Here is a 24,960-nt window from a genome sequence, read left to right as displayed (position 1 = left end):
TAATATTATTATTTATATTAATAACATTTAAATAAGTTTTCGTTTATCTAAATTCTAATTTTTCAATTAAGTTCAGTAATCTATTAACAATCTTAGCAATCGGACCTAATTTAGATGACAATTGCCTTAAACTATCAATATCTTCTTTTTGGAAGAATTTAACTAAAATTAATGCAAAGAAATACAGAATAATACAAGCAAAAATGCTTGGGAACAAGTATAAAGTAGTTTTAGGAATAATTAATGCAAAAATACCCATTATTAATGATGCAATCAATATTTTAACAATGGATTTTGTCGGAGCCTTTGTTTTAGTTAATTTGAATACGAAATAAATACATGGAACCATCATTAAAAAGCAAGCAATACTGGTGGCCAATGCACCGCCAGCAATACCTAAACTAGGAACCATAATCCAATTTAAAACTCCAGTTACAATAGTTCCACCAACTAAAATATACATAGGAATCCTCGGATTGCCAATACCCTGAATAATACTAGTTGATATAGCAAATATTGAATAAAATGTCATTCCAATGGAAAGAATGGCCAAAGCAGATGCACCTGCAACATAAGCCGGATTTTTAAAATATAAAATTCTTAAAGTAGGAGAAGCGAACAATGCAAGGCCTACACACATAGGAACAATAAATAATAATGAATATTTATAAGCTTCAGAAACATATTTCTGCAAAGTTAGATTATCCTTAAGTTTAAAAGCTTCCGAAGAAGCAGGCAAAATTGTTGTTGCAATAGATATAGAAATAATTAACGGCAAACGTGCGATAGGATCTGCTGCTGCAAAAAATCCAATATCCTCAAAAGTTAAAAATCTGCCCATGACAATAGTACAAATATTATAAATAAGCATTTCTGCAATAGCTGTGATAATAACCGGAATTGAAAATTTAACTAAAGTTCCGACAAGCGTTAATTCATCTTTTCTTGTAAAAACAAAGTTTTCACTGGGTTTTGGAATATATTTAGGCATATGAACTTTAAAAATATAAATTGCAACCACGACAGATAAGGAATAACCTAAAACTGTACCCCATAGAGCCCCAACAGTAGACAAACCGATTAAAACAAAAGCAGTAGCAAATAGAATCATCCCCAATTGTTCAACAGCACGAGTATAGACAATATACTCCATTTTATAAACGCCCTGAAATGCTCCTCTAAAAGCACCGACAATAACACTAAACGGAGTAATAAGACCAACAATCTGTAAAGGTATTAATGCTGCCGGTTTTTCAAGATACCCATAAGCCAACCATGGAGAAACAACGAAAATCATTAAAATTCCAAAGAAGAGACCTAAAAATATCATTATTTTTAAAGCCGTATATATCGTGTGACGAGCCATGTCATGCTCATTAATAGCTTCATACTCAGCAACATACTTAGCTATTGCAGGAGGAAGCCCACCAGCTGATAAAGTCTGAAAAATTCCCTGAAACGGAAGAGTAATCCCTAAAATACCATAGGCAGTGGGGCCTAAAAGTATAGCCATTAAAAAACGATAAACATAACCACCTAAACGAAAAATTATGTTACCTATGAGAATTATCAAACTACCTCTTATCAACTTATTAGCCATATTATAACCTAAAAAAAAGTTTTTAATGTATTTTAACTTGATTATAGTATTTAAATATATTTATTTAAGAAATTTTCAAACTCATGTAAAGTCCTGTTTAATGACTCCATACCATATTCATCTTTCTTAATTCCATCTAAAGAATCTTGAGACCAAAAAGATGCACCTAAATTAGAACCGAATGGTCCGCCACTAACAGGAATAATGCCATGTATCATAAAATAAGTTATATTGGCTAAATGAGCAAAATCCTGACCACCAGTACGATCGCCACCAATAGCAATACTCATACCGATTTTACCTCTCAATAAATTATAATCAATAGCTTCCAGAGCTCGAGTCCTATCCATAATTATTGATAAATTTGCTGAAATAGAACCAGATTGAATTGGAGTGGCCAGAATAATTCCATCGGAATTCTGGAGGTTTTCATAAACTTCCCCCATATCATCTTGTATAATGCATTTTTTATGCTCTAAACAATAATCACAATGAAGACATGGTTTAAGATCTTTAGCCTGACAATTAAACAATTCTGTTTCAAAACCATGCCCACTTAATTTATCTAATGCCTCAGTTAAAACATGATTTGTTGTATTAATTCTGGGACTTGCACAAATTCCAAAAACTTTCATGAAGATAGTTTATAAAACTTAATTAAAATAATTTTGTAAAAAAAGAAAGAATAGGGAAGGAGAGCCATCCCTATTTTTTAATATAGATTTTGACTTTTTTACTTACTGCGTTAAAACATTTGCTACCATTAAATATAACTTTAGCTGTGTATTTTCCTTTTTTAGTTAACTTTTTAATCTTAAAGACTGCTTTACCTTTAGAATTAGTTTTTACATTATAGATTTTGCCTTTAATTCTGAGTTTAACCTTTACTTTCTTCATAGCCTTATATCCATTGTCTTTTAAAACAATTTTATATTTTTTGATTTTTTCTTTAGCTTTGAAAGTTTTCTTTTTGGCGATTAGTTTAGGAGTTGCTTTTTTAACTATAACTTTTGTAATAGCGGTGGATTTAATATGTGTTTCATCACCATCATATGAAATGCTTACAGTATAGTCTTTTGGAGATAATTTACTTGGAATAGATAAACTAGCTTGACCGTTCTCCTTTGTAATTATTTCACTAGATTGACCATTTAAAACTATGGTAATCTTAGCATTGGCAATTAAATTTCCATTACTGTCTTTTAAAGTTACAATTAATTTTTTATTGGAGTTATAAACTGTTTTTACACTAGGAGCAATAATTTTGGTTGGAAGTTTTTCAGGAACCTTCTTGGTTAAAACAATGATTTGTTGCAATACTGTAAAGCTGCCAGAAGTTCCGCTGAATATTACGGAAATATTGTTTTTATCATTAATTGTAGAGATCATATCTTTTACATATAAATCTGTTGATAAAGATGAACCCTTCCACGGATGACTTTCACTTTCCCCATTTATTACAACAGTACCTCTACCATCTACAGCACCATTAGCGAAAATATAAGCAGTAGCATTAATCATGCCTGATGAATCAACATTGATGAGTGAATTAACTTGAATAGGGTTGTTTAATCCCCCATAAGTACCTAATAAATCAGCTCCGTTAGAAATATAAACTTCTTTTATAAGTTTACTGCCAGTAGTATTATACATATAAACTAAAGTTGCTGGATAAACTCCTGCAGAACCTGTTTTATTTAAATCCAATACATTAGTACCATTTATGATATAATTACTTACATCATAAACAACAACACCTGATCCAGTATTGGATTTTAAATTACTTTGATCACGGGCAAAAAAGACAGGATTCAATTTATTGTCATTTAAAGTGACAATGAACATGTCAATATTGTCATTAGCTCCACCATAAGTATATGTAACATATAAAAATGCTTTAACAATTAAATCTTTTTCTGTTAAATTAACAGTGAAGTTTGTTAAATCATATTTATTGATACCAGAGGCATAAGTTCCATTTGTTAAGAAAACAATATTGCCTGTAATAGTGGCATTATAAAATGGCTCTAAACCAGTTTCATTATAAATATCTTTACCAAGATAACCATTATATAACACAATAGCCTGACAAGAAGTTTCACCTACTTTTTCTTCATTGAATAAAACTTGAAGTTGATAATCTACATTATTATAACTACCAGATGATCCAATGTATTTAGCAGATTCATTCAATGGCCTAATTGTAGGATCAACCAAACTTAAAGTATTATTACCATTATTTAAATCAATTTCAGTTGTATTGACAATTAATCCATTAGCTAATAAATTAAATGTATATCTACCTGCCTTATTTGTATTAACAGTGATAGATAATGTATTATTAAACTCGGGATAAATAATGTTTTTAGTGTTTTGTAATACTTTCATCGAAGCGGTAACCTGAGCAAAATCTTTAGATGTTACAATAAATTGAGCTAAAGAAGAAATAGTCTCACCGGTGCATACAAAAGATACATTATTCGAATCCTTAACAATACTAGTTACATCAGTTTGGAATAAATCAGTAGTTTTAGAACCGCCATTCCAACAATTTTCAAATATCTCCCCATTTACAACAACATGTCCGTCTGTTTTATCAGCACCAGCTGCAAAAATATAAATAGTTGCATTAGTTATTTTATTAGATTCTACATTTATTATAGATTTAGCTTGATTGGTTCTATTTGCTTTATTAAACCTATTATTAAATAAATCATATCCCTTTACAATGTACATGTTTTTAAGTGTTGTGCTTCCAGTAGTGTTATAATAGTAAACAAAAATACTTGGATTTAAAGCAGGATCGCCGATTATCCTATTTAAAACTAAAGAATTTTCACCGGAAGAATTAATTAAACCACTTACATCATAAATTAAAGATCCATACCCATAGTTCCATCCTAAATTTGGATTATCATGATTAAATGCGATAGCAGTTAAAGAGTGTCCGTTAAATGTGGCATTAATCATGTTACTATTTTCAACATTTGCACCATTTGCATAATTAAACCAATTATATGGAACAATAATAAATCCGCCAGCAATATTTGAATTGTTGTCTAAATTAACATCCCAAACATCGGTTCTTGCACTATTACCAGAAGACATATAAGTTGAATCTCCTTTTATATCAACAACAACATCTCCGGTGAAGGAAATATTCATTAATGAATCATAACCATCAATACCATAAGCATATTCACTGCCCAAATACCCATTATATAATATTTTAACAGTTAAATTTTTAGTAGCGATTGTGTTTTCACCGTAACCCACCTCAACTGTCCAATTAACATTTTTATTATTGTTATTTAAAACAGTTGTTTCATCAATGGCCCTAATTGTTGGGTCAATGATTGTTAATGTATTTTGACCACCAATCAAATCAAATTCTGTAGTATTTACAACTACATCATCAGCCAATAGCCGGATAATATATTTACCTGTCCTACTTGGTGTAACTTTTATATTCAATGCATTAACAGTTCCAGGATAAGCAATTCCGGAATATTCCGGAGATATGCTATTGATTTCAGCAGTTGGATCTTCGTGGGTTTTTACAGTTAAAACCGCAAGAACTGATTTTGCTGAAAACCCATTATTTGAATAAGTTAATGTTGTTTTAGTAGCCGGAGTAAGACTTTCAGTTACATTCCATTTATTGAATTGATAATACTGACCAGATACATGTACCAATGCATCATCAACCGGTTGTGAATTAATTTTATAGCTTGCCTCTGCACTTGATAAAAGAATATTCTTCCACATTGATTCATCAACGTATTTTATAGAAGAAGTATCAAATTCTAAATTCATGCTTTCAGTTGTGTACCTCTGATTAGCATCAACCCAATAATTAATTATATCTTCATCTCCATCATCATAAGCTAATAATAAAGCGATTAATTTAATTCTACCATCAAACTGATAACCCTCCTTTTGAATAGAATCAACATTAACAGATACTGAAGTTCCGTTTAAACCATTGACTATTTCAGTAACATTATAAAGAAGTTGATAATCTGAATAAACTCTTGTAACATGACCGTTAAGTGTATAAACAGTAGCATCCGGACTGCATTCTAAAGTCAATAGTTCCTCATATCCAAGATTCACATTGCCGTTGATAGTTGTAATACTGGCATTAGAATCCAAAGCATAATTCGGATTACTACCACTACCAGAATAAATATTTATGTATATTATTGCATTTTTAATTTCTTTTGCATTATTTGGAATTGTATAATTAAGTACCCCACTAGTTGTCCAAGGATTTGTACTATTTACCTCTACATCACCAGAAACAACCCCCTCATATGTTAATGAAGGTTCAATTACTCTTGATTTTACAGTCGATTTCACCCAAGATTTGTCCAGATCAGATGAACCTTGTTCTAAATATCCCGATCCGTATTCAGATTCATCAGGAGCAAATTCTATACTATATGGATTATCGCTTGCAATAAAATTCAAAGAATCATCGAAATTACAACTAATTTTATGATTTGATAATTCCCGAGATGCTGTTTTTTCATTTGAAGATATTGTTATTGGAAAATCTTCACCATCATGATTATTTCCATCAATATCTACAAGAGAGCCAGAAACATTGGGCGTGTCTCCTTTGGTGATTGTAATATCTTCCTGATCAGAATTAATGTATGCGCCTGAAGTGCTTTGAGAATAAGCTAATTTTGAATCAGATCCCCTATCTGAACTTTCAATACTTCCATCATCACTACAAATTAAATTATCCGTTGGATTATCCAAATCATGTGCACAAACCGATGAAATAACCATGATTAAAACAAATAATAAAGTTAATGACAATGCCAATTTTTTAACTTTTGTTTTCAATTTCATTCTACCCATAACCTTTTTAATAAAATTGAAGCATTTATTTAAAAAAATAATTAATATAATTAAATTTAATAATAATATGCCTATTTTTATTATATTAAATAATAAATATTTAAATTTTATTATTACTTATTTCATATATAAAATAATGAATTTATAAAACTTAAAAATATAAAAAAAGAATATTTTAACCTTCAACCATGATTAATTTGCCCGTTGAAGGATCTTTATAAACTTTGCCCATTTCCATATATCCAGAACCAGAATCATCAGAAGTATCAGGAGTTTCATTCAAAACTTTTCCTTCATTGACCTCAATTACATCAGGGGATGATTCTTCAATAGCTTTCTGTTGGTTTTGAGAATCCTGAAATATTACACTTTGCATATTCCAACTTATAACAACAAAAATTAACAATCCAACAGCTATTACAAGCATTGCGTCAACTAGATTTGATGTTCCAGCCATTGGATCTTCTTCCCCTTCAGCAAAGCGTTTTTTAGACTTATCGCGAACCATAACTAAAACCTCCTATTGATTCAATTTATCCAATAATGCATCTGCCAAAGCATCTAAATTGGACAAATACTCCTCATACCACCGACGCCTTACTTTAGATACAAAATAAGCAACTGCACCTGCTCCAATACCAACGACAGTTGTATCAAATGCGATAATAATAGCATTGGCCAATGTATTTACATCCCCTGCACCAAGAGCAGCGAGACCCGGACCCATTGGTATTAAAGTACCCATCAATCCTAATGTTGGTCCGATACGGGTTACAACATCAGTTTTTTCAATTTTTTTAGTGAAGTTATTCTCTTCAAACTCAATTAGCTTTTTAGCAAGAGCATGCCTTGAATCACGAGTTAGAGAGTTTGAACGCAATATTTTAATCAAAACAACCTTTTGGGATTCATAAATTTTTGCATTTTTAATTATGTTTTTAATATCTTCAATTGAATTAGCATTTGAAATCAAATAAATTAACTCTTCAATAATATCAGGCGTTACCTTTTTTCTTGATGTATACTCAGAAATCAAACCTCCAATAGCCAATATTGCAAATATGGCAAAGATTACTAAAAATATGATTACAGGAATTTGTAAACTTTGTGAAATCATATTTAATGCTGATGTTAATATTTCACTTCCCGGAATTGTCGATACCATTAAATCACCTTAATTGAAATTACTATTTCTCCTTGAAATTAATCCCCCAATCACTACAATTACAATCATCAACATTAATGCCCCGATCAATGAGTAAGGTGAGGATATCGTAATTGCATCCATTGGATTTTGTATCATTGCTGCAATGTTTGGTAAAAATAATGCTGACAATAGGAAATATATTCCTAAAAAGAACATAAAATTGCCAAGCACAATTGGATATGGTTTATTGATGAATTTAACTAGATAATTAGATGCAAAATAGGTTAAAACAATAGTTAGAACTAATGCTCCAGCTACAATAAAACTCAAATCAATCAAACCTAAACCAACACTTGGCGCAACAAGCATTATACTTACAATAATTGATCCAAAACAACATGGGCATGGTGCTACAACAGCCATGCATGTAGCTTTAGTTGTATTTTTTTCAAATACCTTATATTCTCTAATTGTAAAAATTCCTGCTAAAATCATGATTACTGCCATGATCAAGAAGAATTCAAAGTTATAGGTATAAATTAAATCTGTAATCTGGTTTGTGAAATGTGAAGAAATTTCAGTTAAGATTAACACTCCCCCACCATAACCAATTGAAACCAATGCCAAATATTTCTTTGACATATTCGCAAGACCTGTTGCAAGACCCAATTTTATTCCAAAAATTAAAACAGCGGATAAAATACCTACCTGCCATAAAATATTGACTGCATCCAAATTAATCACCTAATTTTTCATTGAAGAGATTATCTAAATCTTGATTTCTATTAGATTTATCGCTATCTCTAAAGTATCCAACTGCAACGACCATGATTAAGCACAAAATTGCTAATACTGCTAAAACAGACAAACCAACTTCACTAGCTGATTGTGAAGTAATTGGATTGATTTCAACTGATTTTTTAACATCAACACCTTCCAAAGAGGATTGTCCTGCCTGAGGAGATTGTGAATTTTCACCAACATTTGAAAATGCTTCATCATATCCATTTTCACCATTTTGAGCATTAGTTTGAGTTGTAGTTGTAGTTGAATTAGTTTTTATTGTTGAAGAGGAATTTGAACCCTCCACTGGATTTTGAGTTGAAGCTTCTTTTTGATTTTCATTTGTATCACTTTCTGGAGGTTGTGTTGATTGAGTATTGTTTTTAAATTTTGGATTTTTAGTTGCGTCATATAGTTTTGGAAGCAATTGAGCCAGAATATCAGGATTTACATATTGTACAGCCCATTGCATCATTGCAATATTACCACAACTACAATCGCAACATGCCACACCATTTTGAACTGTTGCTTGAGCCCAGGTATTTGCTATATCCCTAATAATTTCATCATCTGCATTCCAATAACCTTTATGTATTGTTGTAAGCATTGTTCCGCTCATTGAAATAAGTGAATAAGCATTATTACCCTTCATTAACCAATCTTTAACACCAATTCCATATTTATCCTTGTAATAAGTATTATAAATCCTATTCCATAAGTCATCAGAAACTGCAGATGGTCTTGTTACTTGCCAGCCCTGTAAATTACTTATAAATTTATTTGACATATAACGAGCTCCACTATAACCTTCTTTCATCATTCCACTGATCCATTCAGGATTATCATATCTTGCAGCAATTTCTTTATACATTACTTCCTCCAATGATGAAATATATGCATTATTTTTATCAGCATACATCAATACATTGAATTTTGGAGCTTTACCTAAAATTTTTTCTACAGTCATTGACAAACCTCCCCAATAATCAAAGAAGTCATCATTATCCAAAACTCCATACTGGTTTGTATTACGACTAGCTACAATTGTGTCTGAGTTTGATAGTGCTCTTAAGAAAACTAATGGATTTGTATCTCCCCAATACTTCTTAGAGTACATATTGCCCATTCTTCCAAGATAAAAATCAGCCAATTCGCTTGTATCATTCCATGTCCATGACATCGATACTAATTTTGATATTCCTGCACCATAATCCCCATTTGGCGGTGCAAATATCCTTGTTATAGCACATTCACCTGCGTAAGTAGAATTATATCCTACACTTTTATAGTATAAAGTATCTTCTATCCAATGTTGAGCTACATAATTATTTTTCAATGCCTCTGAAGAAACCCCATAATAATTAATACTTTCCATTACTCCTTCAAGAGCTTCTCTTAAATATATACCATTTTCTGAGTTCATTAATGTGGAATTTCTAATTATTGCGAAGTATGATCTTGCAAGTGATACACGAAATGCATTATCCATTAAAATAGCTTGTGAAGAATACAAATCTCTAAATAATCCACTAGTGATTACAGTTACATCAATTCTTTTTTTACTCCAACCATTAGGACGAATTAAATTATTCAGTTTAATTACTTCAGGCATTGAACTTACCTTTTTACCTGTTGGGTTTCCTTCATCATCAAAACCCGCACTTGACGAATTTGTCCAAACTGGTTTCATGCCCAATAAATATAAAACTGTTGAAACAAGAGCTCCGTCATCTCTTGCTGTTTCTACACACCAAATTCCCATTATAATCTTTTCAGTCGTATCATTTAATCCAGCGAGAGTTAATAAAGCTAAAGTTTTAGCATAATCCCAAGCCTCCATTGTTGGAAGTTCGCTTGATTGGTCTTGGAACATGTTATTGCCTGTTGGAAGAATAGCCGGTTTTATAACCAACTCTCCTCCTTCACCAACTGGAATGTATCTCCCATTTAATCCATCAAGCATTGCATTTAATTCATTGCCGACGGAAAACTTAATTAACTCAATATATTTTTTACCTAACTCCAAACATGCTAAAAATATAGGATTGTCGAATTTAGAGTCTTGTGATACTAATAACTCATAAACTTTTTGAGTATCCCAATAAATTAATGCATTGACAATGTCATAGGATTTATTTAAGATTACTTCTCTTTGCAATACATTTAAATCATTATACCCGCGGGAATAATAATAATCTGATAGCTCATCAAATAAATTCAACACTCCTTGATTATTTTCGAGTACATAATTATAAGATAACATGGCTGATACTGTACTTGCAATATCATCATCACTCCAAGCTTGACCTAGTGCATGAAGTCCTAATGGATATAATGTTGATTGCATTGTTTTTAAGAAGTTATTTACCTTATCCATAATCAAATTATCATCTATTGTTTGAACCTCTTCTTTTGTTAACCCCAAATTAGTAGAATAATCATTGCTGATGATTAACTGGCGAAGCAATTCAGGATTATTTAAATTATTGGCCATGACAGATAAATTACCATATACATGAGTATAAGACATTGGAGAAGTTAAGTGTGAAATAATTACCGCAAAACCTCTTCTTTTAGCTTGAATGGCTTCGGCAAGACCATCGGCAATATAGAAATATAACTGTGGAACATCCCCGACAACAACAGAACCATAATCAGTGACTGAAAGTAAAATCTCTTTGCCGGGCAGCCACTCATGAGTGGCATGCCTTCCAACAAATATCATTGCATTATCGTATTTATTTTGCATATAATAGTAAGCGGCCAAATATTGATGAGTTGGAGCAACAGCAGTACAATGATATAAGTTTTCAATATCGGATTCCCATCCTCTTTGAGGTTCAGGAGCAATGAAAATATTACCATAAGTTAAACCAGGGATAACGAAATAATCACTGCCATTTCTATTAACAACCATTACATTACCTGGCGCATCACCCCAGCCATTTAAACCTGAAATATTTAAACTTTTAAATTCTTCAAAGTATTTTTTAAATAAAATAAAATAACTATCATCACGTGTTGAGGTATATCTCTTTAAAGCATTGACAATATTGGTTAAAATACTTTTAGATCCATCTAGATTCTTTTCAGGAAGAAGCGCAACAACCTGATTATACCAATCATCAATCGTATCTCCAATAGTTACAGTATAATTTAACTCAACGGCCCTTCTTGAAAGTTCCCCAATATAAGCAACCGGACCTTGAGTAACTTGTATTTTAACAATCTCATCTAGAGAATTAAACCAAGCAGTATACTCATCAACTGATAAAAGGGTAATTCCTGATTGGTTGGCTAATTTTTCAAGCTCTCCCGGTGCCCAAGTAGCTACATTGATACCACACTTAAGCATTAAATTTTCAAGTTCATCAACACTTGAAGGCAATTGTCCAACATTATAACCTGCATTTTTTAAAACATGAAGAATATTGTAAATACTTGTTATTGAATTCAGGTAACTAGAACCAATATTTTGTTTTCCTGGAGGATAGTTATAATAAATAATAGATAATAATTTATCAGCATTTGGAGTGTATTTTAAATCAACCCATGAATCAATTCTATCAGTTAACAAATCAACATTCCGTTCATAAGGAATATAAGTAACGATTCTAGCACCGGTTAAATTTGAAATGTAGTAATCTTGACCTCCAACAAAAGTTGCATCTATAATACCCTGAGTCTCAGCAATAGTAATATGCCACCATTTATCACTACGTTCTGTTGTAAGACCTGTGGATCCTAACTCCCACATCTCATTTGATACATAATCTGAATGAACTGACCTAAAAACAGGCACTCCAACTTTTTCAAAAAAATCTGTTGCTTTTGTGAAATTTTCACCGCCAACACCATATGCAACCATAGACACGATTGCATCAACATATGTATCATAATTTGAAGAATTTAATAAAAACCCACCTATATCACTACCTGCACTAGTCCATGATTCAACCATCACTCGTAATTGTTCTGCTGATCCTCCAGCTGCATAAACTGGAATAACATTATATCCCTTTGATTCTAATGATTCAATGATTGAAATTGTTGGATGTAACTGTTGAGATGCAATATACATTGTACTTTCTAAAATTCCTACAGTCCGTATCCTCGAAGCATCGAAAAATACACTCATATACTCTTCTAAAGAGTACCACCTATCACGATAAATCCCATAATTTTTACTGCCTGTGAAATCAGGAACATTATAAGAAAAATTATAACCAATAAGATTCAAAGTGTATAAAATTTGATTTTTAAGATTATTTTTATCGTTTAGGTCTTTATAGAGAACTAACTGATTTAAAATACTGTTAAATTTATATCCTTCATTTGTAATATAATTGTTAACATTAACATAAGACGTTCCTCTTTTGGTATGATTGAAATAATCTATTAATTCATCATTAGTATTTGAGGCAAATATTTTATTATAGTTTATAGTATTGTTTCTAATCAAGTTTAATGAAGTTGAACCAGAATTTAAATTACCAGAAGGAAGTTCCAGTATTAAAAATAGTTCTTTATGAGATAATTCCGGATATTTGCCCAATAAATTTGTTAAAACAGAATCGACATCTGTACTTATCCATTCACCAATGAATGCATCAGAGTTAACAAATAATGAATGCAACTCTTCCTCCTTCATGCCTTTTACTTGTTCACCACTTCTCAAAACAATATTAAACCCGGACAAATTATCTTTATTATAGAGTTCCTCACAAGCATAATCAACAATGTTTGTCCCAGGAGTATCTGAAATAATAAATATCGTTTTGTCTGGCGGGTTAATATCTTCTAAATCCTCTTGAGTATTTTCATCTAAAGTTATATTATCATTAGATGTTTCAGCAAAATTTACTTGCAAACATAAAAACAATAATAACAACATTATAAAAATATATTTTTTATTCATACAATACCCCAATAATTTTTTTAATATATATTTTATAATTTATAATAATTAAATTAATAAGTATTTAGATATAATTATTACTAATCTGGACAAAAAAGTAATACTCATGATGAAAAGGTTCTACAAAATATTTATTACATCTAAAAATCAAAACATAGAATATTGATAAACTGGGGATAATATGAAAGTCGGAAAAGGCATTGTAAAAAAATATTCAAGAGAATATAATAGAACACTCAAAAGTGGTGAGAAAAAGAAATATATCACAGAACAAATCCAAATTACAGTACCGAAAAACGAAGACATCTACGAAAACAAAGAAAATGTTTTGATTATCCCAAATTCTGAAATTAAAGAATTTGAAAATAGAAAAAAAGAAAACGAGTTTTTAAAGATAGCTAATTACTTACATGTTGAGGATGTGAAGGAATTGGAAAAACAATTAAAAGAGGGTAGAGACTCAACAAATTTAGAATACGAAAAAGAAATCGAAACCCTTAAAGCAAAATTATTAAAGCAAACTAATGCTTTAAGTGAAATGGAAAGTAAATATGAAAATTTACATCAAGATAATTTAAAAAAAGAAAATGAAACTATTAAAGACAAGCATTCTAAGTTAATCGTTGAAAATGAAAACTTAAAAAATAAATTTGTCAATATTAAAACTGAAAATGAAAACTTGAAAGCAAAGTATACTAACATAAAAGAAGAAAATAAAAACCTTAAAAACAAGTGTTCTAATCTCAAAGAAGAACGTGAATCAATTCATGACAGTTACAATAAAGTTTCAAATAAATATGACATTTTAAAACAAGAAAATTTAAATACAAAAACTAGCTATGCTGAAATCTTTGAAATGAATGAAAATTTAGAAAAAGATTATGATTCTCTACTTCTAGAATATAATGATTTGGTTGACAAATTCAATGATTTGCAAGAAGAATTATACAATATTAAATCTAATCAAACTCGTGATGATTATATAGCCAGTAGAGTTAAAGAATTTATACTAAACAGATCCTAAAGAGTTTTGTAATCATCTTGAAACTCTGGATTCCATCTTTTTAATCCTGGAATAAACATTGCAGTTATACCGGTTGCTTGGGTTTCAGCAAGTCTAGGATTTTTTTCCATCATTTCTTTTGTTTTTCTAACAATCATCTCTTCTAATGTTATATCTGGTTCTGTGTATTCACCATTATGATAACAATCCTTACAGAACTCATTATTTAGACTACCATCTTTATTGGTTCCATAATCTTCTTTTACGATTGGTCTTCCGCATGAATTACAAAATCCCATGAAAAATACACCTTAAAAAAAAATAGAATGTAAATTAGAAATTTGCCTAATTTACTCTTTTACTTCAATGTTTTCGTCTTCATCCATTGCAAGTCTCATGTTGTCTGGATCTGGGTCAAAATGTTCTAAGAAGTCTTGTGCAGCTCTTCTTACATCTCTTGAACCAATAATGTACCTACCAGCAATAATAATGTTTGCACCTTTATCAATGGCTTCTTTAACATTATTAGGTTTGATTCCACCAGCAACAGCGATTAAACCTTTTTCACCAAGTGATGCTTTGATATCTTTAATATTACCCCATTCGGTCATATCACTAGTGTCTTCACCGTGTTCTGCTCTGTAGGTTTCCATATCAACATTTCTGTGTAATAATACAATGTCTGGTTTTAAGTCTTCAGGTAATTTAGCTAATTTTTGCTCAAATTCTGCTACATTCATCATATCAAGAATTGAGTAAATACCTTGTTTTTGAGTTTCATGAATAGCTTTAGCAATTGATTCAACAGTACCCAGACCAGAAATTGCCACAGCATCTGCAGTTTCATCAGCTGCCATTTTAACTTCAACACGACCTACATCTAAAGTTTTTAAATCGGCAATAATGAATGCATCTGGACGTAAAGCTCTGATCTTTCCAATAATTCCAACACCGAACTTCTTAACAAGGGGCGTACCTGCTTCAAGGAGTATTCTGTCATTATCAGGCAAATCGTTGATAATTTTTTCCATTACTTGTTCGTTATCAAGATCAAGTGCAACTTGTAAGTATGGTGGACTCCAGAGTTTTTTGACTTTGAATCCCATGATTGGGTGAGTTCCACGGTCTTTTTCTGCAAGTACTTTTTCAATTGATGGGTAGTTTTCCATAGCTCTTCTGATTGCTAATTTGGTTGCCCCATAATTGTATTGGTAGATTTTACGGAAATCTTTTGCAGAGGGATCAATAAATACACTAACATTAATAACAATGTCTTCTACAATATCCATTGGAATGTATCCATCTGCTACCGCATCTGCTACCGCTCTTGCAACAGCTGTTTGTGCAGGTCCAAATATTTTACTTGCATCGTCTAAATCTCCAACACTTACTTTAGGAATAATTAAAGTAGCTGGTTTTGTCATTAAATTAGGTCTAATTACACTAGTTAGTGGAGTGTGGCCTACAGATAAATTGGATAAACCATTTGCAAATGCTTGACCAACAGGCCCTTGTTTATCACCAATTAGTAAATCAATGTGTGCTAATTCTGGGCCGTCTCCAATAAGAGCTTCTCCTATTCTATACATTGGGTCCATTAAATTTCCTCCATATTATATTATAATTTTTATTTGTAATAAACTATTGGAAGTTGATTCTTCTTGAGATATCTTTTGGTAAAGGTAATCTTCTAAATGGTTTGCCAATAGTTTTTTGATTAATTTCATCTATTAATTCATCGACAGTCATATCGACTTTTTCACCGGTTTCACGAACAGTCACTTGGAATTTACCAGTTTCAACTTCTTTATCTCCAACAACAAAGATATACGGTATCCATTCCTTAGCCGCATTCCTGATTTTTTTACCTACACTTTCGTCCCTATCATCAATGTCGACACGGATTTTTGCAGTATTTATCTGTTCATATATATCTTCTGCAAACTCCTTATGTGATTCTCCGACAGTGATTACACGAGCTTGAATAGGACTTAACCATAATGGTAACATTGGAGATTTCTCATTAATTTCCATTGCTGTTTTTTCAAGCATTGCACATAGAACTCTTTCGATACTTCCTGTTGGTGAACAATGCAAAATAGCAGGATTATGTTGCTTGCCGTCTTCGCCAAGATAAGAGATATCAAATCTTTTACCACTTTCAACATCAATTTGAACAGTAGGATTTTCAATTGGACGGCCTAAAGCATCAATATTGGCTAAATCAATTTTACATGTCCAGTAATGATGTCTTTCAGGCAAAACTTCCAAAAGAATAGGTTTGTTGAATTTACTTGCAATTTCATACATCCATTCTTCATGTTCTTCGAAGAAGTCTTGGGTTGCTCTAAAAATTACTTCAAAGTCTAATTCTAAATCTTTACCTGTTTGCATACACATATCAGTTTGAGCAGAAAATTCTTCTAAGGAAGCCTGCACATCAGCACAGAATGAATGAAAATCCGGCATGGTAAATGCTCTTAATCTTTTAAGACCAACTACTTCACCTTTTTTCTCAAACCTAAAGCTGTAAGTTGATAACTCATAAACTTTAGCAGGTAAGTTTTTCCAGGTTAAATATGAGTCTCCCATTACACGGAATGCACCAAAACAACATGCAAATCTAAGCATTAAGTTTTTCTTGGTATCTGTCCTGTATTGTCTTTCGCCAAATTTATAAGCATGCTGATATATTGCTTCATTGTCCAAGTCATAGAAAATTGGGGTTTCAATTGGCATTGCCCCATGATCAACAGTTAAATTATAAACATAATCGGTTAATAAATCCCTTATTAACCTACCTTTAGGATACCATCTAAGGTTTCCAACATCAGATGCCGGTTCGTAATCACAGATTTCTTTTTCTCTCATTAATTTAACATGAGGCGGTTCACCTTCATCAGATGCTCCACGACCGGTCTCATAATCAACTAATTGTTTGAAAGCATGGTTTTCAAATTTGAAATCATCAATCTCTGTGATTTTATCTCCTTCAAGAATTTGCCATTTAGAAGGTTTTCTTTCAACTTTAGTTTCTTCGTCATCAGCAGTGATTGTTCTTGAAAGTTCGCTTAATGGATGTCCTTTACAGGAAATTTCAAATGATTTATACCATCCGAAAGGTACTCTTTTAACAGTTAAGTTTTCATCCAATAATGCTTGTTCTACATCTTTTAAAATTTGAACAGCAACTTTTGGAGAACTTAATGATGAAGATAAGTGAGCATATGGATACAGGACTATATTTTCAGCTTTAACTTGATCATTAGTTTTGATAACTTCTTTAACTAAATTTTTAACAATACCTTCTGGATTATTTTCGTCGTCTTTTTCAACAGCTGTAAATACAACTAAAGAATCATCAAATGAACCCTTTTTTTTAGCTTCTTCAATTTCTTCAGCTACAGGTGTTTCTTTTTTTACTGTATAATTTAAATAATCAGAATGAATAAGAAGTATTCTCATTTAATCACCATATATTAGTGATTAAATTTTTATGTTTAATATTATATAAAAATAGCTAAAATTTGAATTTAAAAAAAAGAAAATTTAAGTGAGAAAATTTTTCTCACTATTTAATTGTTATTTTTACACTTTTAGTTGACTTTTCATATAACAGATATTGACCCTCATAAGAAATCATGGCTGTGTATTTGCCTTTTTTGGTAAGTTTAAGTTTAAATGTTGCAATACCTTTGGAATTTGTTTTTGCAGTATAGGTTTTGCCGTTTACATTCAAGGTTATTTTCTTACCAGAATTCAAATACATTTTACCATTAATGTTATTAACTGTTGTGAGTTTAACTTTAAATGTTTTGGTCTTAGCAGACGCTTTATATGTTTTTGCAGAGGCTTTAATATATGTAGGTTTCATATTAATAGTGATTTTATTTACAGCATAGGAAGCTGTGTAATTTTCATCACCTAGGAATGCGGTTGCAAATGTGTATGGGCCTGCATTTTGTAAACCAATTAATTTATTAACAGTTCCGTTTTCATCAGTAGTATACCATGCAAGAATACCATTATATCCGATTCCAACGGATTTGTTTGCTAATGGGTTACCATTAACATCAGTTAAACGTATTGTGTAATATCCTCCTTTTTCACCAGTTGATGCTTCACAAGAGTATTGTGCGAAGTTTTGTGAGATAATTACAGTTGAAACTTTAGTGACTTCAAATGCTCCTGAATTAGAACTAGATTCATAATTGTTATCACCTTCATAAGTTACATTATATGAGTGGTAACCAGCAGCTAATCCTCCAACTGCAAATACAACTTTTCCATTATCTAAATCTTTACCAGTTGAGATAATTTTGCCGTCAACTAAGAGAGATACTGCACCAGTAGCATCGCTAGAGGCAGTAACAGTAATAGTTACATCCCCACCATAAATATTGTTTTCAGATACATCAGAAGTGAATTTTGGAACTGCTTTTTTAACATTAATTGATGATTTGACTTCTTTTGAAGCATAATTCTTATCACCAGAGTAAGTAACTGTAATGTTATTCTCGCCGGCAGTTAAAGCATTAGCAGGAATAGTTACAGTTGCAGAACCCCTTTCAACAGTATTTTTGTAAGATATACCGTTAATAGTAACAGTTACATTGCCTGTTACATCTTCAGGAAGAGTTACACTAACAATTGCATCTTCACCGAAAGCAGGAGTATTAGAACTAACAACAATATTGACTTCAGATTTAGATACTATAAAGTTAGCATCAGCTTCAGATCCACTGTATTTATTGTTTTCACCATTTTTAATAGTAATAGTGTATGTTCCAACAGGTAAATTACTTACAGCAATTACACCTTTATTAACAACAGCCTCATAAGTACCTCCTGCAGCATCATTTACAGAAACGGTAACGGATTCAGTTTCATTATCAATAACATATGCAATTTCAACAACATTACCATAAGTCACATTAACAATAGGAACAATAGTGACTTTAGAAGCGTATTTACCAGCAGCATAAGTAGCGGTTTGAGTTCCACCATTATATTTGTCATCACCAGTGTAAACAACAGAAATAGTATTTTCACCAGCATTTAAAATATTGATCGGGATAGTCGCCTGACCATTTTCAACAACAGCACTGACACCATCAATTAAAACATAACCAGATGCATCTCCACCGGCAACAGTAACAACTACATTAACAGTATCACCAACATTACCAGAAATCTCACCAATACTTATAACCGGAACAACTTTAACAACATTAAAAGTGCCTACATTGTCACATGCTAAGTAATTATCATCACCTAAGAAAGAAACAATATAAGTGTGTTTACCCGCAACGATACTATCAACATCAACAGATACAACGCCATGATTGGTTTTGCCATTGTATACCAATTCACCATCTACTGTAATAGTTACATTTCCTTCAGTATGCCCAGATATAGTTGCATTAATAGTAATAATATCACCAACAGAAGCATCCTGAGTTACATTAGATTTAATTACCGGAGTGATTTTTTCAACAACACACAATACACTAACATTAGCAGGTGCAAAGTATTGATTACCTTTGTATGCTAATGTAATATTGTGAGTACCAACAGTTAATGATGATATACTAATTCCATTTTCAAGTGCATCCTGTACATCGAATGAGGAATAATATTCTCCATTATTATATGCATCAATTTCACCAGACACTAAATTATCAGCATTAACTGATATTATTAGCATTTGCTCATAATCAATTACATAATAAGCAGCAGATGATTTTAATTGTGAATTAGCACCGACTACAGTAAGATTAACTTTAACTGAAGAATCAGCATATTTACTGCCCCCACTGTAAGTTACAACTAAATTACTGTAATTACCTATTGGTAAATCAGCTGGACCGTGAATAACTGCCTTACCGTTGTTAACGTTAGCTGTGTAATCAATACCATTTATAGTTACAGATACAATACCATCAACAACATCTTCAGGTAAAACAACATCAATTTCAACAGCCTGACCACAATGTGTTTCAATACCTATAGCATTCATATCATATTCATCCTGAATAGATACTTTAAATGATTCTGTATCATTTATGATTTCAGCTTCAAGTGAACCGTGGAGTAATGTAGCATTTATGAGATATGTACCAATTGGTAAATCTTTGATTTCTAAAGATGCCTTACCATCTACTCTTACAACATAATCAGTACCACTAATATTTAAGATAACAATACCCTGTTCTTTTTCACCGTTAGCATCAGTTACTGTAATGTTTACTATAGCAACTTCACCATATTTAATATCTTCAACTTCAATAGACAATATTTTGTCCGGCAATAAGACATCAAATGTAGTGGATGCATATTTAAAGCCATTATAATTATTATTACCTTCAAATATGCCTAAAATAGCATATTGACCAGGTTCAAATCCACTTACATTAAATGAAGCTTTACCATCAACAACATTTACAGTAATTGGAGTATTATTAACAATAACAATAACATTGTCGTTTAATCCAGCACCGTTTACACCATATAAACTTACAAATACTGTTACATTTTCACCATACGCAAATTTATTGTCTTGACCTGTTACAACAATAAATGAAGTTACATTTTCTTTTGGAACATTATAAATACCGATGAATTTTTCTACATTACCATAATTGTAAATAGATGAAATTATATTTTCACCAGCTGATACAATTTTATATTCACAAGTATAAACTCCAGTTGTTTCATTAAACTTAATATCAGAAATAGTTTCCCCATTTACTGAGAATTTAAGATATGAATCATATACCGAGCAGATGGGGACGACAGAGAGACAACAGCTGATTGGTGTCGACGAGAAGTGACAGGGAGAGTTTGGGATTTATTTGTAGGTTGCAATACTACGGGTGTTGTATGTGTATTTTTTTTTTTTTTTTTCAAGCAGAAGACGGCATACGAAGTGTAGAGAGGTCTCGTGGGCTCGGAGATTGGTATAAGGAAAAGCATGTTTTTAAAGTATTAATAACCGGTTCATACATTTTCTTAATATATGGATAATCCTCCATTAATTCATTAAGGTAATCAACCGCCTCATTAATATTTTTGTTTTCAGACAAATCTGACAATAATGACCATAAACACACATAACCTTCATATTTTCCATTTAAGTTAGGATTATATGCAATTGCTTCCTCTAAAAGGTCGCATGCAAGTGAATAACTAGGGTTATTTTGACTGTATACATTAAACGCCTCTTTTTTTAATTTTTCATCAGGCATTTCATCTTTCCATAATCTAAGGCGATAAGTATATTTTTCACGAACATCAATATTGTTAATAATTGCTTTTTCAAGAATTTCAATAGCTTCCTCAAGTTTATTTTCCTGTTTAGCTAATTTGAAAGCTTTTGACAACATGTCTTCCATACTTTCGCTGAATTCTGGATCATTAATGTTTCCTTCATCATCCTCATCAATCGAACCTGAAGAAGATATTTCAGAAGTATAAATCATAGTTGTTTCATCTACTCCCAAATCATCCTCCATAAAGTCATTGATAACTTTTAAAAGTTCTCCTGAATTACTATATCTTTCCCTTGGATTAACTGCCAAGCATTTCATTACGATTTCATTTAATTTTGGAAATATTTCTGAATTATACATACTAGGAGGTTTTAATTGCCTTTCCCACGGTTTTCCAAAAAACATGTCCCCCATATCAAAATGTAAGATGTCATAAGGGAATTTATTTGTTAATAACTGATAAAATATAACTCCCAATGCATAAATATCGCTCATTGCAGAATAACTCTTTTTAAAACATTCAGGAGCCATGTAAAGTGGCGTTCCTGCAACAGATAATTTATCAAATGATTTATCACTATCTTTTGCATTTGCTAAACCAAAATCAGTAATCTTAATAAGTGGCTTACCATCTTCTATTTTCATTAAAAGATTTTGAGGTTTGATATCCCTGTGAATAATTTTAGGATTGTTATTATGCAAAACATCCAATCCCATGGCAATTTGTTTCATTATGTCTAAAACCTCAATTATAGGCATTATTTTATCCTGATTTTCAAAAGATTTCCAATATTCCCATAAATCACCACCTACAACATATTCCATAACAAAATAGGCATAATTTTTATCACGCCTATCCTTTAAGCCGAAATTAAAAAGTCCATTTTTATCCTGTCCCGAAACTGATATAATCCCTGCATCATGCATACTAATAACATTTTTATGCCTAATCAAGGTAGCAATTCTTGCTTCTTTAAAAATATTATCAATATTTTTAGCAGGCAAAGGTTCCTTGTTAATTTTCATTGCACGGCGATCATTTAAGTAAATATGTTTTGCAAGATAAACATCTGCAAAACCTCCAGCGCCCAAAAATTTTTCAATTTCATACTGGCCTCTAAAAAATTCCTCAACCATTTGTTTTACTTCATCATGATTCATAATAACACCCTTAGTTAACCTTAAATTTTAAATCATTACGTACTGCTGAAATAACAATTGTATTTCCCTCTTTAACTTCTCTATTGACAATCATGTCAGAAATTGGATATTCTACAAGCTTTTCTACAGTTCTTTTAAGATATCTAGCTCCAAAGTTTGCATTATACCCTTTACTTACAAGATATTTATAAACTGAACCCTTGATTGTAAGTCCAATAGCTTTTTCAGACAAAAGGCGATTTGCAAATTCATCAACATACAATTTTACTAAAGATTCGTGGTCAGATTTCGTTAATGAATTAAAAATTATGACATCGTCAATTCTATTTACTAATTCTGGTCTCATTACTTGTGCTAAATTATCCAATATATTTAATGTATTCATATCTTCCTGAGTCCCTCCAAATGCAACATTATAATCTTGTCTTGTTTCAAGTTGAATGTTTGAAGTCATTATAAAAATACAATTTTTAGCATTTATGGTATTCCCTTTTCCATCGGTTAGACGTCCTTCATCAAATGCCTGCAGAAACACGTCGAATATTTTAGGATGTGATTTTTCAATTTCATCTAATAACACGATTGAATAAGGATTATTCTTAATTGCATTAGTCAAAAATCCTCCTTCATCATTGCCTTTATAACCTGGAGGAGCACCTATTAATTTTGAAATTGAATGTTCTTCTTTATATTCTGACATGTCCACCCTGATTAAAGATTTTTCATTATCAAATAAAAAATTAGCTAATGTTTTCGAGAAAAATGTTTTTCCAACACCGGTTGGCCCTAAAAATAAAAAAACCGCCAGAGGTTTATCCGGATTATTAATGCCTGCATAAGAATTTTTAATTCTTCTTGAAACTTTTTCAATAACATGATCCTGACCAATGATTTTTGATTTCAGAAATCCTTCAATTTTTTGAGCTTTATCCAATTGTGATGATTCATCAGAAATAGGAACTCCAACCCATTCAGAAACAACTGTTCTAACATCTTCTTCACTAACAATAGATTCTATACTTAAAGAATTAGTTATATCTAATTTTGGAATAATTTTACGAGAACATGCTTCATCAATTACATCTAATGCCTTATCTGGAAGGTTTCTATCAGGAATATATCTCACCGATAAATTCACAGCAGCATTAATTGCTTCATCTGAAATTGTAACATTATGATATTCCTCATAATTCTCTTTTAAACCTTTAAGAATGAATAATGTATCTTCAGGAGTAGGTTCTTCCAATACAACCGGTTGGAATCTCCTTTCAAATGCAGGATCTGTTTCAAAATATTTTCGATATTCTTGTAATGTAGTTGCACCTATCATTACCAAATCACCATTAGCTAATGCAGGTTTTATAATATTGGAAGCATCTAAACTGCCGCCACCAGAACCTGCCCCCAGCATCGTATGAATTTCATCTACAAATAAAATAACATTAGGATTATCCTTAGATTCATTGACAAGTTTAGTTATTTTTTCTTCAAAGTCTCCGCGATATTTAGTTCCTGCAACTAAAGAAGCCATGTTTATTTCAATTATTTGTTTATCATTTAGGAAGTTTTTCATACTTCCATCAAGAAGTTTTATAGCCAAACCATTAACCAAAGCAGTTTTACCAACCCCAGGTTCGCCTATAATTAAAGGATTATTCTTTTTGTGTTTGTTTAAAGTTCTAATAACCTGCAATAATTCATCGTCCCGTCCAATTACAGGAGTTAACTTTCCTTCTTTAGCTAATTCAGTTAAATTAGTACCATATTTAACCAATATACTATTAGAAGATAATTTTAATCTTTTTGATTCATTAATATTTAAATTAGTTTTCAATTCCTCAAATTCCACATTATTATCTTCAAAAAAAGTCTTGATAATATCTGAAGGATTATTTAAAATGGCTTTTAAAACGTGAATACAGCGAACCTCTTCACTGTTTGTATTTTCAGCAATATTATTTGCATCATTAAAAATAGCTTTACAAGACTCAGACCTTGAAATCATTTGGTTTTCAGATTCAAAATTCCCATTTCCCTTTAATTTACGAATTTCATGTCTTATGAATGAAGTTTCAATATTAAATTTTTTAAAAAAATCGATTATTTCATCATTTTCAATATTGATATTTCCGCATAATCATCATTAAAATTAATCTTATTCTCATTAATCAAAATACTATTTTTTCCATACTGCAAATACCGATT

At 31.3% G+C, this 24,960-nt stretch carries 13 protein-coding genes; 1 reads left to right on the top strand and 12 read right to left on the bottom strand.

The features are described from left to right. Positions 1 to 43 precede the first annotated feature (43 nt). The 7 genes from Q9968_RS04885 to Q9968_RS04855 all read right to left on the bottom strand — a co-directional run bounded on the left by Q9968_RS04885 (position 44) and on the right by Q9968_RS04855 (position 13,272). Positions 44 to 1,600 (bottom strand): flippase, encoded by a 1,557-nt coding sequence (locus tag Q9968_RS04885; protein ID WP_305514024.1) that lies wholly within the window; start codon positions 1,598 to 1,600, stop codon positions 44 to 46. A 50-nt stretch (positions 1,601 to 1,650) separates the two neighbouring features. Next, positions 1,651 to 2,235, bottom strand: coding sequence for a flavodoxin family protein (locus Q9968_RS04880; RefSeq protein WP_305514023.1), 585 nt, complete (start codon positions 2,233 to 2,235; stop codon positions 1,651 to 1,653). Between the two features lie 70 nt (positions 2,236 to 2,305). Beyond that, positions 2,306 to 6,463, bottom strand: coding sequence for a DUF3344 domain-containing protein (locus Q9968_RS04875; protein ID WP_305514022.1), 4,158 nt, complete (start codon positions 6,461 to 6,463; stop codon positions 2,306 to 2,308). 184 nt (positions 6,464 to 6,647) lie between these two features. After that, positions 6,648 to 6,980 (bottom strand): DUF2149 domain-containing protein, encoded by a 333-nt coding sequence (locus tag Q9968_RS04870; protein WP_305514021.1) that lies wholly within the window; start codon positions 6,978 to 6,980, stop codon positions 6,648 to 6,650. A gap of 12 nt (positions 6,981 to 6,992) precedes the next feature. Then, positions 6,993 to 7,637, bottom strand: a complete 645-nt coding sequence (locus Q9968_RS04865; protein WP_305514019.1) for a MotA/TolQ/ExbB proton channel family protein — start codon at positions 7,635 to 7,637, stop codon at positions 6,993 to 6,995. Positions 7,638 to 7,646: 9 nt separating this feature from the next. After that, on the bottom strand, positions 7,647 to 8,363 hold the full coding sequence (locus Q9968_RS04860; protein ID WP_305514017.1) for a DUF2162 domain-containing protein: 717 nt from the start codon (positions 8,361 to 8,363) through the stop codon (positions 7,647 to 7,649). Next, positions 8,356 to 13,272 carry a cobaltochelatase subunit CobN gene (locus tag Q9968_RS04855; protein ID WP_305514015.1) on the bottom strand — a complete coding sequence of 1,639 codons (4,917 nt, stop codon included), beginning with the start codon at positions 13,270 to 13,272 and terminating at the stop codon, positions 8,356 to 8,358. The genes Q9968_RS04860 and Q9968_RS04855 overlap by 8 nt, the downstream gene beginning before the upstream one ends. 229 nt (positions 13,273 to 13,501) lie before the next feature. Between Q9968_RS04855 and Q9968_RS04850 the strand changes: the two genes are divergently transcribed. Beyond that, on the top strand, positions 13,502 to 14,344 hold the full coding sequence (locus Q9968_RS04850; RefSeq protein ID WP_305514013.1) for a phosphoserine phosphatase: 843 nt from the start codon (positions 13,502 to 13,504) through the stop codon (positions 14,342 to 14,344). Here Q9968_RS04850 and Q9968_RS04845 read toward each other — a convergent pair. The 5 genes from Q9968_RS04845 to Q9968_RS04820 all read right to left on the bottom strand — a co-directional run bounded on the left by Q9968_RS04845 (position 14,341) and on the right by Q9968_RS04820 (position 24,760). Then, positions 14,341 to 14,622 (bottom strand): zinc ribbon domain-containing protein, encoded by a 282-nt coding sequence (locus Q9968_RS04845; RefSeq protein WP_305514011.1) that lies wholly within the window; start codon positions 14,620 to 14,622, stop codon positions 14,341 to 14,343. The genes Q9968_RS04850 and Q9968_RS04845 overlap by 4 nt on opposite strands. A 51-nt stretch (positions 14,623 to 14,673) precedes the next feature. Then, positions 14,674 to 15,912: a bifunctional 5,6,7,8-tetrahydromethanopterin hydro-lyase/3-hexulose-6-phosphate synthase gene (locus tag Q9968_RS04840; RefSeq protein ID WP_305514363.1), complete on the bottom strand. Its 1,239-nt coding sequence runs from the start codon at positions 15,910 to 15,912 to the stop codon at positions 14,674 to 14,676. A 52-nt stretch (positions 15,913 to 15,964) separates the two neighbouring features. After that, positions 15,965 to 17,788 carry a threonine--tRNA ligase gene (locus Q9968_RS04835; protein ID WP_305514009.1) on the bottom strand — a complete coding sequence of 608 codons (1,824 nt, stop codon included), beginning with the start codon at positions 17,786 to 17,788 and terminating at the stop codon, positions 15,965 to 15,967. Positions 17,789 to 17,894: 106 nt separating this feature from the next. Continuing rightward, positions 17,895 to 20,633 (bottom strand): Ig-like domain-containing protein, encoded by a 2,739-nt coding sequence (locus Q9968_RS04830; protein ID WP_305514007.1) that lies wholly within the window; start codon positions 20,631 to 20,633, stop codon positions 17,895 to 17,897. 2,132 nt (positions 20,634 to 22,765) lie between these two features. After that, positions 22,766 to 24,760 carry an AAA family ATPase gene (locus Q9968_RS04820; protein ID WP_305514003.1) on the bottom strand — a complete coding sequence of 665 codons (1,995 nt, stop codon included), beginning with the start codon at positions 24,758 to 24,760 and terminating at the stop codon, positions 22,766 to 22,768. Positions 24,761 to 24,960 lie beyond the last annotated feature (200 nt).

The organism is Methanobrevibacter sp. V14 (assembly GCF_963082475.1).
In the GTDB taxonomy this organism is placed as follows: domain Archaea; phylum Methanobacteriota; class Methanobacteria; order Methanobacteriales; family Methanobacteriaceae; genus Methanocatella.
This window is presented reverse-complemented; position numbering and strand designations above follow the sequence as displayed.

Coding starts and splice junctions, on each gene's coding strand:
- Q9968_RS04885 (WP_305514024.1), bottom strand. CDS start 1,600: ATGGCTAATAAGTTGATAAGAGGTAGTTTGATAATTCTCATAGGTAAC.
- Q9968_RS04880 (WP_305514023.1), bottom strand. CDS start 2,235: ATGAAAGTTTTTGGAATTTGTGCAAGTCCCAGAATTAATACAACAAAT.
- Q9968_RS04875 (WP_305514022.1), bottom strand. CDS start 6,463: ATGAAATTGAAAACAAAAGTTAAAAAATTGGCATTGTCATTAACTTTA.
- Q9968_RS04870 (WP_305514021.1), bottom strand. CDS start 6,980: ATGGTTCGCGATAAGTCTAAAAAACGCTTTGCTGAAGGGGAAGAAGAT.
- Q9968_RS04865 (WP_305514019.1), bottom strand. CDS start 7,637: ATGGTATCGACAATTCCGGGAAGTGAAATATTAACATCAGCATTAAAT.
- Q9968_RS04850 (WP_305514013.1), top strand. CDS start 13,502: ATGAAAGTCGGAAAAGGCATTGTAAAAAAATATTCAAGAGAATATAAT.
- Q9968_RS04845 (WP_305514011.1), bottom strand. CDS start 14,622: ATGGGATTTTGTAATTCATGCGGAAGACCAATCGTAAAAGAAGATTAT.
- Q9968_RS04840 (WP_305514363.1), bottom strand. CDS start 15,912: ATGTATAGAATAGGAGAAGCTCTTATTGGAGACGGCCCAGAATTAGCA.
- Q9968_RS04835 (WP_305514009.1), bottom strand. CDS start 17,788: ATGAGAATACTTCTTATTCATTCTGATTATTTAAATTATACAGTAAAA.
- Q9968_RS04820 (WP_305514003.1), bottom strand. CDS start 24,760: ATGATTTCAAGGTCTGAGTCTTGTAAAGCTATTTTTAATGATGCAAAT.